The 16,036-nt window shown below is 34.2% G+C and carries 18 protein-coding genes; 14 read left to right on the top strand and 4 right to left on the bottom strand.

From position 1 onward, the window contains the following. The first annotated feature begins 1 nt into the window (after position 1). From FYJ58_RS00775 to FYJ58_RS14685, 12 genes are all read left to right on the top strand, one after another. Positions 2-1,513 carry an O-antigen ligase family protein gene (locus FYJ58_RS00775; RefSeq protein ID WP_154515784.1) on the top strand — a complete coding sequence of 504 codons (1,512 nt, stop codon included), beginning with the start codon at positions 2-4 and terminating at the stop codon, positions 1,511-1,513. Positions 1,514-1,724: 211 nt separating this feature from the next. Continuing rightward, positions 1,725-2,360: a lactate utilization protein gene (locus tag FYJ58_RS00770; protein WP_154515781.1), complete on the top strand. Its 636-nt coding sequence runs from the start codon at positions 1,725-1,727 to the stop codon at positions 2,358-2,360. 41 nt (positions 2,361-2,401) lie between these two features. After that, positions 2,402-2,563, top strand: a complete 162-nt coding sequence (locus FYJ58_RS00765) for a hypothetical protein (RefSeq protein ID WP_154515778.1) — start codon at positions 2,402-2,404, stop codon at positions 2,561-2,563. 3 nt (positions 2,564-2,566) lie between these two features. Further along, positions 2,567-4,597: a DNA topoisomerase gene (locus tag FYJ58_RS00760; RefSeq protein ID WP_328597764.1), complete on the top strand. Its 2,031-nt coding sequence runs from the start codon at positions 2,567-2,569 to the stop codon at positions 4,595-4,597. Between the two features lie 94 nt (positions 4,598-4,691). Then, a complete protein-coding gene (locus tag FYJ58_RS00755; protein ID WP_154515775.1) occupies positions 4,692-5,375 on the top strand; it encodes an acyltransferase in 684 nt (227 codons plus the stop codon). 140 nt (positions 5,376-5,515) lie between these two features. Further along, entirely contained in the window at positions 5,516-6,208 is a 693-nt protein-coding gene (locus tag FYJ58_RS00750) for an iron-sulfur cluster assembly scaffold protein (protein WP_154515772.1), read from the top strand. A gap of 19 nt (positions 6,209-6,227) precedes the next feature. Beyond that, entirely contained in the window at positions 6,228-7,238 is a 1,011-nt protein-coding gene (locus tag FYJ58_RS00745) for a GGGtGRT protein (RefSeq protein ID WP_154515768.1), read from the top strand. A 314-nt stretch (positions 7,239-7,552) separates the two neighbouring features. Further along, the gene (locus FYJ58_RS00740; RefSeq protein WP_154515765.1) at positions 7,553-8,413 is read left to right on the top strand and encodes a hypothetical protein; all 861 of its coding nucleotides are present in this window, start codon (positions 7,553-7,555) and stop codon (positions 8,411-8,413) included. Positions 8,414-8,743: 330 nt separating this feature from the next. After that, positions 8,744-9,139, top strand: a complete 396-nt coding sequence (locus tag FYJ58_RS00735; protein WP_205839118.1) for a metal-dependent transcriptional regulator — start codon at positions 8,744-8,746, stop codon at positions 9,137-9,139. A 66-nt stretch (positions 9,140-9,205) separates the two neighbouring features. Then, the gene (locus tag FYJ58_RS00730) at positions 9,206-9,988 is read left to right on the top strand and encodes a ZIP family metal transporter (protein ID WP_154515759.1); all 783 of its coding nucleotides are present in this window, start codon (positions 9,206-9,208) and stop codon (positions 9,986-9,988) included. 61 nt (positions 9,989-10,049) lie between these two features. Further along, positions 10,050-10,589 carry a class I SAM-dependent methyltransferase gene (locus tag FYJ58_RS00725; protein ID WP_154515756.1) on the top strand — a complete coding sequence of 180 codons (540 nt, stop codon included), beginning with the start codon at positions 10,050-10,052 and terminating at the stop codon, positions 10,587-10,589. Between the two features lie 483 nt (positions 10,590-11,072). Continuing rightward, positions 11,073-11,225, top strand: a complete 153-nt coding sequence (locus FYJ58_RS14685) for a hypothetical protein (protein ID WP_205839117.1) — start codon at positions 11,073-11,075, stop codon at positions 11,223-11,225. Between the two features lie 64 nt (positions 11,226-11,289). Here FYJ58_RS14685 and FYJ58_RS00720 read toward each other — a convergent pair whose 3' ends face one another. The 4 genes from FYJ58_RS00720 to FYJ58_RS00705 all read right to left on the bottom strand — a co-directional run bounded on the left by FYJ58_RS00720 (position 11,290) and on the right by FYJ58_RS00705 (position 13,442). Further along, positions 11,290-11,802, bottom strand: coding sequence for a DUF6512 family protein (locus tag FYJ58_RS00720; RefSeq protein ID WP_154515753.1), 513 nt, complete (start codon positions 11,800-11,802; stop codon positions 11,290-11,292). A 4-nt stretch (positions 11,803-11,806) separates the two neighbouring features. Next, the gene (locus FYJ58_RS00715) at positions 11,807-11,977 is read right to left on the bottom strand and encodes a hypothetical protein (protein ID WP_154515750.1); all 171 of its coding nucleotides are present in this window, start codon (positions 11,975-11,977) and stop codon (positions 11,807-11,809) included. A 115-nt stretch (positions 11,978-12,092) separates the two neighbouring features. Further along, complete coding sequence (locus tag FYJ58_RS00710; protein WP_154515747.1) at positions 12,093-12,569, bottom strand: hypothetical protein; 477 nt, start codon at positions 12,567-12,569, stop codon at positions 12,093-12,095. 60 nt (positions 12,570-12,629) lie between these two features. Further along, on the bottom strand, positions 12,630-13,442 hold the full coding sequence (locus FYJ58_RS00705) for a DUF368 domain-containing protein (RefSeq protein ID WP_235912518.1): 813 nt from the start codon (positions 13,440-13,442) through the stop codon (positions 12,630-12,632). 150 nt (positions 13,443-13,592) lie between these two features. On the opposite strand from FYJ58_RS00705, the gene eno reads away from it, so the two are divergent. Together eno and FYJ58_RS00695 are read left to right on the top strand one after the other, a co-directional pair. Beyond that, a complete protein-coding gene (eno, locus tag FYJ58_RS00700) occupies positions 13,593-14,873 on the top strand; it encodes a phosphopyruvate hydratase (RefSeq protein ID WP_235912517.1) in 1,281 nt (426 codons plus the stop codon). Between the two features lie 158 nt (positions 14,874-15,031). Then, positions 15,032-16,036 carry an ABC transporter permease family protein gene (locus FYJ58_RS00695; RefSeq protein WP_154515738.1) on the top strand — a complete coding sequence of 335 codons (1,005 nt, stop codon included), beginning with the start codon at positions 15,032-15,034 and terminating at the stop codon, positions 16,034-16,036.

Genomic DNA, 16,036 nt, shown 5'->3' with positions numbered 1-16,036 from the left:
CATGAACGTAATAAAAGAAAAAGTGCAAAATCATTTTCTGGATGAAAAAGCGTTTCGTATTTTTTATATGTTAAGTTTGTTTTTGACTTCTCTATGCTTTTTTGAACATGGATTTCAGGTTATAACAGGAATTTGTATGGTATGGGCAGTGTTCCTTATCAAAAACCGTTTTCAAGAACAAACAGGAATAAAAAGTATACGCTATTTAATCTGGTTAGTGCTATTTGTTGGGAGTGGAATCATAACTTCAATTCTTTATATTCAAGATAATTTTGGTATGAATATGCTGATGATGTACCATGTGACAATATGTTTCATTCTGTTGTATGGTATGCATGCACAAGAAGATAAAGAAGCAATTCGAGAAGAAATGTTAATAATATTTAAATGGATTACGATATTATCAATGGCTTTTGCAGCAATTGGACTTGTTTTATTTTTAATTTTTGTTCGAATCGAAGCTTTCGGATATGTTGTTGGTCTATTTAAAAATCGTTTTACAGGTGTTTATACACATCCTAATATTGCAGCATTTTGCAGTGTAGCAGGGATTGTATGTTCCCATATGATTTACTCTGAAAAAAATTCAGATGGAACAGATTTAGTTTCTCATAAACTTATAAAGGCAGGATGGGTATTGCATATTACTACGATATTCCTATCTGATTCAAATGCCTCGTTGCTATTTGTTGTTACTTATGTGGGAGTAATTTTGCTATTCAAAGGAAAAAGTATTGAAGAAGCAAAGAAAATAAAACATATTTTAAAGGTTTTATTATTTTGTATGGTTGCAGTTGTATTATCACTTGTGATACGAGGAATGAGTCAGACAGCGATGGCTGCCTTTATTAATGCAGTACATTCTACCGAAACGACGCCGGGTGAACCAATGGCGTATACTCCGGTTGAAGTAGAAGAGGGAACAGAAATTGAACTTGGTAGAGGAGAAAGAGCGGACCTTTCAAGTGGTCGTTTCGATTCATTCCAAAAAGCTTTTACCTTACTTCGAATGAAGCCAGTCTTAGGGATTGGAAAAGAAAACATAGTGGAATATGGTGAACGTTATCTGCCGGAGGGTTTCCGTTACTTTGATTTGCATAATGGATATCTGACAATTCTATTATCCTGTGGCTTGTTAGGATTTAGTATATTTGCAGGATTTACAATGAATGTAGTAAAGAAGGTATGGAAAAATATGTTGGAAATTGACCGTTTAAATGAATCAGAACGAAAGTTTTTCATTTGTTCACTGGCAATAGTCGCATCATATTGTCTTTACTCGATGTTTGAACGTACTATGCTGTTTGATATTACTTTTATGGTTGCTATTTTTTGGCTGGTACTTGGATATTTTATGACATTTATTGTTCAGAAAGAAGAAGAGCGTGGTGAGGTAATGGAGGATACTCCAAGTACAAAACGTCGTAGGAAATTAGTTTTGGTACCAGTTCGGCTCTGGATGACATTATATTTGGTAAGTGTAACTGTTATGGGGTTTCTGATAGCTCAATAACGAAAGTATAAAATCTTAATATGATGTGGATGGCGGTGTTGCATGAAAACAAAAAAGATGCAATACCGCCATCTTTATTACCAATTATTTTATCTATGTGTCAGTTGTGCAATTCCATTTCGTTTCATTGCATCTTATTTTGCAATATGTTATACTAAACAACAGGAAAATAACCAATGAAAGTTAACAGAGCGAGAAAGGGAGGACTAATATGAATCCAAAAAAACAAACCTATAAGAATTTAGCAGATTCTGTGATTGAGAAGTTTCATGAAAGAGGAATTGATGGATGTTATTGTGACAGTAAAGAAGAAGCATTGGAAATAATAAAAAGTAGTTTGCCTCCAAAATGTTCTATTTCATGGGGTGGTTCTGAAACTTTGAAAGAGATAGGACTGTTTGAAATAATAGGAAATCCAGAGTATACTTTATATGATAGAAAAACAGCAGAAACCAAAGAAGAGGAAAAAGAATTATATCGTAATATTGCAACCTGCGATTATTATTTTATGAGTTCAAATGCGATTACATTAGATGGAGAGTTAGTCAATATTGATGGCAATGGGAATCGTGTTGCCTGTCTTATTTATGGACCTGAACATGTAGTTATTGTCGCAGGAATGAATAAGATTGTACCAGATGTGGAAACTGCAGTAAAAAGAATACAAAATACTGCAGCACCAATCAATGGTGTACGCCTTAACACGAAGACACCATGTGCGTCGACAGGGCATTGTCATAACTGCTTGTCTTCTGGTTGTATGTGTTGTGAACTTGTGGTTACAAGAAAATCAAGAACGCCAAATCGTATTAAGGTTATATTGGTTGGGGAAGAATTAGGATATTAGTTTTGTCATTTAACAACAATAGAAAGGAATTGGTGGAGAACATGAGAGGATGTAAAAATCATATGGAAGAAGAAAGCAAAGTGTTTGTAAGTGTTGATGTAACTAAAATTGTTAAATATTGTTGTGTTGCATCCGTTTTAATTGTTGGAACGATTTTTGGTTCCTCCGTTTTAAAAAAGTATGTAGAGAAAAAGGATTGCTAGATTGTGAGTAAAAAGGCATTATATATTTCAGAAAAACCAAGTGTGGCACAGGAATTTGCCAAAGCATTAAAAATAAATGGTAAAAAAAGAGATGGGTATATTGAATCGGAAGAGGCGATTGTGACTTGGTGTGTTGGACATTTGGTTACAATGAGCTACCCGGAGGTTTATGACTCTGTCTACAAAAAGTGGGCACTGGACACCCTTCCGTTTTTACCGGATTCATTTTTATATGAGGTTATTCCAAGTGTAAAGAAACAATTTGATACAGTTTCTGCACTTCTTACGAGAGAAGATGTTGGTGTTATTTATGTTTGTACCGACTCTGGGCGTGAGGGAGAATACATTTATCGTCTTGTTGACCAGATGGCAAAGGTACCGGATACAAAAGAAAAACGAAGAGTGTGGATTGATTCACAGACGGAGGAAGAGATACTTAGAGGGATTAAAGAGGCAAAATTATTATCTGAGTATGATAATCTTTCTTCGTCTGCTTATCTTCGGGCAAAAGAAGATTATTTAATGGGCATTAATTTTTCCCGTGTCTTATCTTTAAAATATGGTCAGACGGTCAACAATTATTTGCAGAATAAAAAATGGAGTTCGATTTCCGTTGGGCGTGTTATGACCTGTGTTCTTGGAATGGTAGTAAGGAGAGAACAGGAGATACGGGATTTTGTCAAAACGCCGTTTTACAGGGTATTAAGTACAATGACCTTTTTAGAAAAGAAGATAGAGGGCGAGTGGAGAGCTGTGGAAGGTTCTTCTTACTTTGGCTCTCCGCTTTTGTATAAAGAAAATGGATTTAAGAAAAAAGAATCAGCAAAAGAACTCATTTCTCATTTGGAAGAAACAAAACCGGTAACAGCAATAGTAGAAGCGATAGAACGAAAAAAGGAAAAAAAACAGCCTCCACTTTTATTTAATCTTGCAGAACTTCAAAATGTCTGTTCTAAATTATTTAAGATTAGTCCGGATGAAACGCTAAAAATCACGCAGGAATTGTATGAAAAAAAATTAGTTACATATCCAAGAACGGATGCAAGGGTATTATCAACAGCTGTAAGCAAGGAGATTTATAAAAATATTAGAGGACTCTGTAATTACCAGTATGGAAAAGAGTATGCGTCTGTAATACTGGAAAATAAGAGCTACCAAGGAATTGCAAAGACAAAATATGTGAATGATAAGCAGATTACAGACCACTATGCAATTATACCAACAGGGCAGGGACTTGGTGCACTAAATTCATTAACACCGACAGCAAAAAAGGTATATGAAGCAATTGTGAGAAGATTTTTGAGTATTTTTTACCCCCCTGCAGTCTATCAAAAAACAAGTCTTACGACTAAGGTCGGAATTGAAAAGTTTTTTTCCTCATTTCGTGTTATGACGGAGCAGGGGTATTTATCTGTCATGGGATATTCTTTTTCAAAGAAAAATAGTGCTAATGGCATAATACAGCAAGAAAAAGAGGAAAGGGATACAGATGATGGCAATAAATTAGATGAAGGTTTAATCAGGGTAATAGCAGGCTTAAAAAAGGGAATGGAACTTCCGGTAGAAGCATTTGCGATAAAAGAAGGAGAAACTTCTCCTCCAAAACGCTATAATTCCGGCTCTATGATTCTTGCAATGGAAAATGCAGGTCAATTGATTGAAGATGAAGAGCTTCGAGCACAAATAAAGGGAAGTGGAATTGGTACAAGTGCAACTCGTGCTGAGATTTTGAATAAGCTTGTTCGGATTGAATATTTAAAATTAAATAAAAAGACACAGATTATTACTCCGACTTTACAGGGAGAATTGATTTATCATGTTGTAAACTTGTCGATTCGTTCTCTTCTTAATCCAGAGCTTACTGCAAGCTGGGAAAAAGGACTTAATTATGTAGCAGAAGGTCAGATTACGGAAGAAGAATACATGCAAAAGCTGAATCGATTTGTAAGTCAATGGACACAGGGAGTAAAAGGGCTTGCAAATCAATATGAGTTAAGGAAACTGTTTGATCAGTCTGCAACTTATTATAAATAGGATTGGAGCGAAATGAATGGAATCCTTGCCAAATTTATATTATGTCAATTCGATAAAGAAATAGAAAAAATTAAGAAAAGAGGAGAATTAAAAAATGTCATATGAAAAAATGGAAATAAAGAATCTTTTTAATTTAGAAGAAACAATTGCAAAAGATATTTTTACGGATATAACTTATCCGTGGGAAGTTCTTCCTAAAATAAGTGAATTTATTATTAAATTGGGGAATACACTTTCAGAGGAGGAATACGAAAAACGTGGTGACAATATCTGGATTGCAAAATCGGCACATGTATATGAAAGTGCGTATATAAATGGTCCGGCGATTATCGGGAAAGATGCAGAGGTCAGACATTGTGCGTTTATCCGTGGCAATGCGATTGTTGGAGAGGGAGCAGTTGTTGGAAACTCGACAGAGTTAAAAAATGTTATTTTATTTAACAAAGTACAGGTTCCTCATTATAATTACGTCGGAGATTCGATATTAGGATATAAATCCCATATGGGTGCGGGTTCGATTACTTCTAATGTGAAATCCGATAAAACGTTAGTAACAATTTCTTATCAAGGTCAAAAAATTGAAACCGGTTTAAAGAAAATGGGAGCAATCCTAGGTGATAATGTAGAAGTTGGATGTGGAAGTGTATTAAATCCAGGAACAATAATTGGTAAAAATACGAATATTTATCCATTGTCTATGGTGCGTGGAATGGTAGAAAGTAATAGTATTTATAAGAAACAAGGTGAAGTTGTTCTTAAACAGGATGAAAAAAAATAAAAGAAAATTGCAAATATCTATAGACTATTTTGTCATTTTGTGAGAGAATAAGGAAGAGTCCAAACTGTTTGGGCTCTAATTTCAAACGAGTATTGTTAAAAATAATACAAAGTAGAATGTATATTGAAAGGAGTTATAACATGATTTATTCACATGAAGTAGAAATGATGTGTCCAGTAGCACAAGGCGTTAACCATGGTGCTGCTCCAATCCCTGAAGAAGCAAAATGGGTAAAAGCCAAAGAAGTGAAGGATATTTCCGGTTTAACACACGGTGTAGGCTGGTGTGCACCACAACAGGGTGCCTGTAAGCTTACTTTAAATGTAAAAGATGGTATTATCCAGGAAGCTTTGGTTGAGACGATTGGTTGTTCAGGTATGACACACTCTGCTGCTATGGCTTCAGAAATTTTACCGGGAAGAACACTCCTTGAAGCATTAAATACAGACTTAGTATGTGATGCTATAAACACAGCTATGAGAGAATTATTCTTACAGATTGTTTACGGAAGAACACAGTCTGCTTTCTCCGAAGATGGACTTCCAATTGGAGCAGGTCTTGAAGATTTAGGAAAAGGACTTCGTTCTCAGGTTGGTACGATGTACGGAACTTTGAAAAAAGGTCCTCGTTACCTTGAAATGGCAGAAGGTTATGTAACAGGAATCGCTTTAGATGAAGAAGACCAGATTATCGGATACCAATTCGTAAGCCTTGGCAAATTTACAGACTTCATTAAAAAAGGTGATGAACCAAACGAAGCTTGGGAAAAAGCAAAAGGACAATACGGACGAGTTGACGATGCAGTTAAAATCATCGATCCACGTGCAGAATAATTGAGGAGGTAGCGAAATCATGGCATTATTTGAATCTTATGAAAGAAGAATTGATAAAATCAATAAAGTATTAAATGAATACGGCATTGCTTCCATTGAAGAAGCTGAAAAAATTACAAAAGATGCCGGTCTTAATGTATATGACCAAGTAAAGAAAATTCAACCTATCTGTTTTGAAAATGCATGCTGGGCTTACACAGTAGGTGCTGCAATTGCTATCAAAAAGGGTTGTACGAGAGCTGCTGATGCTGCTGCAGCAATTGGAGAAGGACTTCAGGCTTTTTGTATTCCTGGTTCTGTTGCTGATCAGCGTAAGGTAGGATTAGGACATGGTAATTTAGGAAAAATGTTATTAGAAGAAGATACAGAATGTTTTGCTTTCTTGGCAGGTCATGAATCCTTCGCAGCTGCAGAAGGTGCAATCGGTATTGCTGAAAAAGCAAATAAAGTTCGTAAAAAACCATTACGCGTTATTTTAAACGGTCTTGGAAAAGATGCTGCCCAGATTATTTCCAGAATCAACGGATTTACATTTGTTGAAACAGAAATGGATTACTATACAGGTGAAGTAAAAGAAGTATTCCGTAAATCTTATTCCAATGGTCTTCGTGCAAAAGTAAACTGCTATGGTGCCAATGATGTAAGAGAAGGTGTTGCAATCATGCATAAAGAAGGAGTTGATGTATCAATCACAGGTAACTCCACAAACCCAACACGTTTCCAACATCCAGTTGCAGGTACATATAAGAAAGAATGTATCGAGCAGGGAAAGAAATATTTCTCAGTTGCTTCCGGTGGTGGTACAGGACGTACTCTTCACCCAGATAACATGGCAGCCGGACCAGCTTCCTACGGAATGACAGATACAATGGGACGTATGCACAGTGATGCACAGTTCGCAGGTTCTTCTTCTGTACCAGCACATGTTGAAATGATGGGATTGATCGGTATGGGAAATAATCCAATGGTTGGTGCTACAGTTGCTGTGGCTGTTTCTATTGAGGAAGCAGCGAAGGCTGGTAAGTTCTAATTAAAATCCTATAAAATGAAGTGTTTGAGGACTTTCAATAAAATTTGAGAGTCCTCTTTTCTTTTGCTGGAAATATTGAAACGTGTCAAATTATGATTAAAGTCTACGAGAAGTCTACAGAATTTTTCAATGTTTCAATATTTCAGTTTCTTTTAGGATGCCTATAAAATTGTGTACAGCATTAGATTTTTGAGTTATACTATATATATGGCAGGAAAAGTGTTCGTATATTATCATTGTTATGATGGAACTGCTATACAGATATTATAAGAAAAAGCAATCATGCAATTAAATAAAAAGGAAGGTAAGTGAGGATGAAAAGTAATCGTTTCATAAAGTTTGCACTTTGTGTGGCAGTGACCACGGTAACAGTTATGGGAATAAAATCAGAGTTGTCACTGGCTGCCAGTAAGATACACAATTTAAAGGAAAACAAAACCTACAAGATTGACTTAGATCAAGATGGACAAAAGGAGGCAGTTTCCTATAAATTGGAAACGAATAAGAATGATATTTCTACCTATAAAATTATTATCAATGGAAAAATAAAGACAACCGTGAAAGGACTTTATGATGCGTATGATCCGCATATGCAGATTACGGATATTGACACGAAAGATGGGGTTATGGATATCTGGGTGTATAGTATGGGAAGCTCAGAGGATGTTATTTTTTCTGCATTGTATCAATACAAGGAAGGAAAAATGAAGAAGGTATACAGTTTAGGTTATAAAGAGCTTGGTGAGCACTTTCATCTTACATCAGGGATTTTGAATAAAGCAGACGGAAATGGAAAATTTTATATAATGGTAGACAGAGCTTTTTTTGTTGATTGTCTGATTGGAAATCATTTTGATATTATTCCTTATCAACTAAAAAATGGGAAAGTAAGTCGCGTGAAAACAAATACTTATTCGATTCATAAAATCTATAATAGAGATAATCAGCTTACAGTAGCTAAAAAAGTAACTTTTTATAAGGAGCCTGATAAGTCTAAGGGTACTGCTTTTACTCTAAAAAAAGGCGAAAAGGTAAGACCGGTTAGTATTTATTATTCAAAAGAAAAGGTCTTTGTGAAATTTAAAAGTACAAATGGGAAAATCGGATGGTTGTGTGCTAATGATTATGGATTTGAGGATAGTCCGGCTTTTTTAGATATTGTACTTTGCGATTAAGATTTTGTTAAGGTGTTGTATTTCATAGGTTATAGGGAGATAAATTGGATAGAAGCAAGAAAATGCTCTATGAAATTGTAAAAAATTATGCTATAATATTTTTGTCAAGTAAATATGTATCTATATCCATTTGGTTATAGACTATAAAAGGCGGCTCATTTGTATATATTGAGTCGTTTTTTTACTTTATAGGAAACTTCGTCTCCTATAAAACTAAAAGGTGGTCATATTAATTTATTTGAAAAATTAATAAAATTTTACTTGCAATTTCTTATCTTGCATTATAAAATAAAAACAAAATTAGGCATGCCTAAAAAAGAGGTGAGAGCATTGACTGCAAGTAAAGAGGACTATTTAAAGATAATATATCAAGAAGGTGGAGAGCACCGGTTGGTTTCCAATAAGACAATTGCAATGAAATTGTCGGTGTCACCAGCTTCTGTGACAGAAATGATTGGAAAATTAAAACAAGAAGCGTTGATTGAATATGTACCTTATAAAGGGTCAATGCTGACGGATAAAGGGAAAGAATGGTGTATGAAAATTATCCGTGCTCATAGAATATGGGAGGTCTTTTTAACAGAGTATTTAGGATATACATTGAAAGAAGCACACGAGGATGCTCATCTTTTAGAGCATATTGCTTCCGACCGAATTATAGAACGGCTGAATGAATTTTTACGGCGTCCGAGTCATTCGCCAAATGGAAAGTCTATTCCAAGTTGATGTAATGAAATAAAAGATTTATAAATGAATAAACTATATAGTGAAGAAGAAAGGCGGATTATATAAATGGAAAAAAATATAATATTAGGGTTGCTGATACCATTTATTGGAACAACTTTGGGTTCGGGAATGGTCTTTTTTTTAAGACGTGAGATGAATGTAAAACTTCAAAAAGCGTTACTTGGATTTGCGTCAGGAGTTATGATTGCAGCTTCAATCTGGTCGTTATTAATGCCGGCAATTGATATGGCGAAAGAGGCAGGTATGATTGCCTGGATTCCGGCGGCAGTTGGTTTTTTATTGGGAATCTTATTTTTATTGATATTAGATAGTGTAATTCCACATTTACATTTGGATAATGAGAAACCGGAAGGGGTAAAGACAAGCTTAAAAAAATCTACGATGCTTGTCTTGGCGGTTACATTACACAATATCCCGGAAGGTATGGCGGTAGGCGTTGTGTTTGCAGGATTGGTAACGGATAATGTACTAATTTCTGCTACCGGAGCTTTTGCATTGTCAATTGGAATTGCGATTCAGAACTTCCCGGAAGGTGCAATTATTTCTATGCCATTGAAAAGCCAAGGACTGTCAAAGGCGAAAGCTTTTGGATATGGTACATTGTCTGGTATTGTTGAGCCAATTGCAGGAGTTATAACCATTTTATTAACGGGGTTAATTGTTCCTGTTCTTCCATATCTTTTGGCATTTGCGGCAGGGGCAATGATTTACGTCGTTGTCGAAGAGCTAATTCCAGAAGCTCAAGAGGGAGAACACTCGAATATAGGAACAATTGGGGTTGCAATTGGTTTTGTATTGATGATGATTTTAGATGTTGCGTTGGGATAATTTTATACAGTAAACAGTGTAGACTGTAAAAATATAGTCTGTAAAAGAGGGATTGACTAAGATGAAAAAAACATTTTATCCAGTTATTCGGAAAATACTAAAAAAGAGAAATGTTGAGAATTTACTTGATATAGGGTGCGGAACAGGTGAACTGTTACAACAGATTAGAGAAGATAATCAAAGTATTATATTATATGGAACTGATATATCTTCTAAAATGGTAAAATTGGCAAAATCAAAAAATATAAATAGTGCTCAGATTATAGAGGGTGATGCAGAAAAACTTCCTTATGAGAAAAAACAATTTGACGTTGTTTTATGTGTTTCCGGTATTAATTATTATGAGCAGCCAGAAAAAGTATTTGCAGAGGCATATCGTGTATTAAAAAAAGGTGGCATTTTCATTGTATGTGATAGATATGAGAAAGCTTTTGTCAGAGTGATTTTTAATAGAATTATATTCCCGTTCTTCTCAAAAAATGGAGAGATTAAAATTTACGGAGAACGGTGGATTCGGATTTTTTTTGCAGCCAATCGGTTTCGAAAAGTCCATTGGAGGCAGATGCATGGGAATCGTTTCGTCGCATATGGTATAAAATAAGAGAAAAGTAGTTGTTTTATTTTTTTTTGAAATATGTTATAATCAAACTCAGATAGGAAGAAAACATCATCGTGGTAGAAAGAAGGGACTGATTTTATGTTTATCTTTTTAGCAGCAATTATATTTATCTGTGTTGTAGCAGCTATTGTCACTGTTATTACGTCTGCTTCAGCGGCAATTATTGCAAGCGGAGAAATTGATGCAGAAGAGGAATAGTAATATTAAAGAATTGTTTGAACAACAAGAAAATGGGAATAATCGAAAAGCTGAATTCTAAATAGGACAGAATTCAGCTTTTTGCATAATAGGATTGAAATAAGCCCATACTACTATCGTAAGGTAAAAGGTTTCATATTTATTTGTTGCAGCCAGATGACAGGCTGCAACGAGTGAAAGCGATAATGAAAAGAAAGGAAAATATCTAGCTGCCCTTGCTTTTAATAAATGAATCTGGGCAGTATCGTAAGCAGGCTTGCGATATGAATGGGCATAAAAATGAAAAAAGAAGAAAAAATACAACGTAAAAAAGAAAATGAAATGTTTAATAGTGCTACTCAAAAAGTGAAGGTTGAGAACCAAAATCAGACTCATAACGTAAGAAAAGAAGGAATACAGCCAATTAACCAGAAAAGGTAGCCAGGAAAGATAAGGAGCCATTGTACTATTTTATGATACCAGAATCAAAAAGTACAATGGCTCCTTATTTTGCAGAATAATCAATAAAAATTCCCAATTCAGGTGGGTTTACAGTAAATGAAAAGAAAAGCACGATAATCAAAAAAAATAATAGACAGCCGTAAAAATTTGAATTAACATCTAATTTTTGATTTTTTAGTAAATAATTTCTGACTAGAAATGTGACAATAATACCTATGATGAAGATAGTGATATCAAGCCATAGATAATTTGTATCAAGTAAAAAAGTGTAACTATAAAATAGAATTGGAATAGTAAACATTCCGATCACTACTCCAATCATATTTGCTGTAAATAAGGAAGAAGGAGCTTCATTCTTACTTAATAATTCTCCAAACGTATAAAGAAGGACTGGAAAAAATAATAACTTCAAATGTTCCCATACTGACTCATTAATAGGTGCAATTAGAGAAATAAAAAAATTTTGTCCAGAGAAATCATAAGCAAAATGGAGTAATGTTCCCACAATAAACGTAAAGAAAAATCCCAATATGGAAGAACGAACATAGCTTTTCAACTGTTTATTCACCACCTGGTCCATCCCTACGAGGTACCTCGTCTGGGGTAAAAGTATTTGTATCAATTTCAGGGATGTTATCATCATCATAAATGGAAGTTATTTTTAACGATGAAATATCTTGTTGTTTTTTTGTTTCTTTTTTTGGTGTTGCCTTATTATTTTTTATTTTCATAATGTATCCTTTCTTTGTATGACAATTGATAAATGGTTTAATTCTAATATTAGTATAGAAAAAAAGAGGAAAACTATACAAAAAAAGGGATTTGTAGTAAATCAATTGCTGCAGGTCAGCACATAACAATAATTTTACTTGGCGTTGTCTGTGCAGGAATACTTCTGGTTGAAGTCTGATAAAAAACAATTAGGACACGGTTTCTGATATTGCACGTGAATGGCTGACCATTTGATGCGATAATTCTTGTGGAGCGTGCAATGTTCAATTTAAGAGAGTTATCGGCTGAAACCAAGTTGTTGTCAAAGAAGTTCATTACAATTGTTTCATTTAACACCTGGCGACCAATTGCCACAGCCCGGTATTGTGGAGGAAAGATGAGTGGAACTGGAACATTTGCATCATAAAAGGCAGCAATTGACATACCAACACGAAGAGAAATGTCCTTGATTACATAGGTTTCCGCACCAACAATAACATTTACAATTCCTTCACGAGTACGAACTGTAAGATTATGTTGACAACATTCACTCCTTACAGGCTGAATGGATTGAATTGTTCCATATATTGGTATAAATTCTTGAGTTTGCATAATATAAATTTCCTTTTTATCTTTATATTATTTATATGCAATATCGAAAAAAAAGAGAATTTATATTTTCTGGAGTTTACTGATAAAGTGGATACATAGGAAACCGGCAATCAGAGTAAGAAAACAGATAAGCAGTTCTGATCTTGTTGGAATGCCTGGAAATACTTCTGCAATTGAACCGATGACGAAACCGAGTATAACAAGATAGGTAGCTTTTGGATGCTGCTGCATTGCCTGTTCCAAAAGTTTGGTTGTCAATATAATACCAAGAAAAACACCAATTCCTAATGGAATCAGATAAGGAAGGTAAAGTCTGCTTACTGCTTTCATTGTTTCTTCATAGATTCCCATAAGGAGCAGCATATAAGAAACACTGATTCCGGGGAGAACAAGAGCAATTGCTGCAGTAAAGCCTGCCATAATTAAAAAAACAAGTCCGATTCCGCTTAAATTGGTTTGTTTTGGAAAAAGGTCAGATGGTAATGCAGAAACTAAAAAAATTGATACGAAACCAAGCATAAAATACAAAAAAGAGTCTAAATCAATTTTTTTAACACCGGATTTTTCATACATCATTGGAACTCCGCCTGCAACAATACCAATAAAAAGATAGAGCATAGGAATGGTATAAAGCTCAATTAGCCGAAGAAGCGGGGAAGCAAATAAAATCATACCGAGCAATCCTCCAATAGAGAATAATACTAGAAATAGAAAATTTTCTTTCATATCCTTAGTAAAAGAACTGATAGAATGGACTAACCTGTCATAGATGCCAAGCAGCATTGCCATGGAACCGCCACTAACTCCCGGCACTAACATTGTACTTCCGACAATAAGACCATTTAACATTGTTTTTATAGTATTTTTTTTCATATTCATCTCCTATTTATAAATATAGACTTATAAAATAATATGCGTTGGTACATAAAACCTATTCATTAGGAATATAATTCCATAATTTCGTTATACTATGGATAAAGTAAAATAAAAATGTTGAAAGAATTAGCGAGGAGAAAGAAAAATATGAAGCAGTTCAATGTAAAACAGGTTATTGGGAGAGAAATTTTAGATTCCAGAGGGAATCCAACCGTCGAGGCAGAAGTTTTATTAGAAAATGGTGTTACCGGAAGAGGTATGGCACCAAGTGGAGCATCTACAGGTATTTTTGAGGCAGTAGAATTAAGAGATAAGGAAGCAAAACGATATGGAGGAAAAGGAGTCAAAAAGGCAGTTAATTCAGTAAATACGAAAATTCGGGAAACGATTGTTGGAATGAATGTAAATGATATTTATAAAATTGATGAGGCAATGAAAAAAGAGGACGGAACAGATGACAAATCTAAATTAGGTGCCAATGCAATTTTAGCTGTATCAATTGCATGTGCAAAGGCAGCAGCGAAGAGTTATCATATGCCGTTTTATCAATTTTTAGGGGGAATTTCTGCTAATATATTACCAATACCTATGATGAATATATTGAATGGAGGTGCGCACGCCTCAAATACAGTAGATGTGCAGGAATTTATGATTATGCCGGTTGGAGCAAGTGATTTTAAGGAGGCTTTGCGTGCTTCTTCGGAAGTATTTCATAGTTTGCAATTATTACTGAAAGAAAAAGGACTCGCTACTTCTGTTGGTGATGAAGGAGGCTTTGCACCAAATTTAACAAGTGATGAAGAAGCAATTCAATTTATATTAGCTGCAGTTGAGAAAGCCGGTTATGAGCCAAAAAAAGATTTTTTACTTGCATTAGATGCAGCTTCAAGCGAATGGAAAGGAAAAGAAAAAGGGCAGTACCATCTTCCTAAGAGTGGAAAAGATGTGACTTCGTATCAATTAATTGAGCATTGGGAAATGCTGTGTGATAAATATCCAATTTGCTCTATAGAAGACCCTCTTGATGAAGAAGACTGGGAGGGCTGGATTGCGATAACAGAGAAATTGGGTAAAAAGATTCAGCTGGTTGGCGATGATTTGTTTGTTACAAATACAAAACGTTTGGAAAAAGGAATCAGAGAAAAATGCGGGAATGCTATATTAATAAAACCAAATCAGATAGGAACAGTATCAGAAACGATAGAGGCGGTAAAAATGGCACAACGGGCAGGATTTCGAACTATTATTTCTCATCGGTCTGGGGAAACAGAGGATACGACAATCGCAGACTTAGCAGTTGCATTTGGAACCGGTCAGATAAAGACCGGAGCACCAAGCAGGGGGGAGAGAGTTGCAAAATATAATCGGTTGCTTAGGATTGAAGAACAGTTGAAGGAAAATGCGGTGTATGGGGTGAAAGAAATATAGAAGAATAAAAGCTCTGGTCAATGTTTATTGGGCAGAGCTTTTAAAAGATGCAAAGCAAGGGTTTAAATATAAAAAATATAATTTATTGACATGTATAAAAAGTATAATTATACTAAGTATTGTATATATGAAAAAATGATTGGCAGGGGAGTAGCAATATGTCATTGGAAAAACTACATAAAACGGCACTTTTTTCTTTTATAAAAGAAGAAAAAACAGCACTTATTTTATGTATTTGTAATTTATTATTTTGTTTCTTACTTTTAAGTTTATCTACGAATGATTATTTTTATTATCTAGAACAATATCAACAAGAAATTTTGAAAAATTATACATCTGAATTTCATATTTCCTCGTTTCAACAATTGCATAAATTTGTTAAAGATTTAGAGGAAAAAGAAGGCTTAGAAGAGATAAAGCTGACAATTTTTTTGAAGTTTAAACAACAAAGTATAACGGTTGGAAGTTACGTGAGAACAGAGAAAAGAGAACTTTTGAAAATTCCGTTGAACACTTGTTTAAAAACTAAAAATTTTCTATTTGGAGAAGAAAATTGGATAAAAATTGGAGAAAAAAAATATAAGTGTAAAAATATAGAAGGTGATTTTGAAGAGGATATAATCATTTCTAATTTAGACTTTTTTTCTATGTTGCAAGAAAATTTATTGTTTAATAAACAGGAGTGTATTGTTTCGTGTAAATATTGCGATGGAATTAAGAAAGATGAAATATTAAATTTGCAAGAAGAAATAGAAAAAGAATATAAGAAAAAGGATTGGAATCAAGACCAGCTAGAAATGCCTTCTTATATATTTTTTTTTAAAAATAATGTGTTTTTAATTTTGCTTGCTATTATTTGTATGGTCAATAATATGAGAATTGCATATTACTTTTTTAATCAGAGGGAAAGAGAATTTTACATTTTTCGTTTATGTGGATTAAAAAATAGACAGGTTTTCTTTTGGTATACTATAGAAATATGTTTTTTAGTTATTATTGTATGCTTGGCTGGAGAACTAATTTATTATTTTATCAATAGTATGGAGAGATTATCTATAAAGCAGTTTTTAGTAAGTTTTTGTATTATTTTAATTTGTATGCTTGGAACAATATGGAGCTTTATATGTAATAGTAGTAAAAGCTTAAAACAAGCAGGTTGTTGA

This window comes from Velocimicrobium porci (assembly GCF_009696045.1).
Taxonomy (GTDB): Bacteria; Bacillota; Clostridia; order Lachnospirales; family Lachnospiraceae; genus Velocimicrobium; species Velocimicrobium porci.
This window is presented reverse-complemented; position numbering and strand designations above follow the sequence as displayed.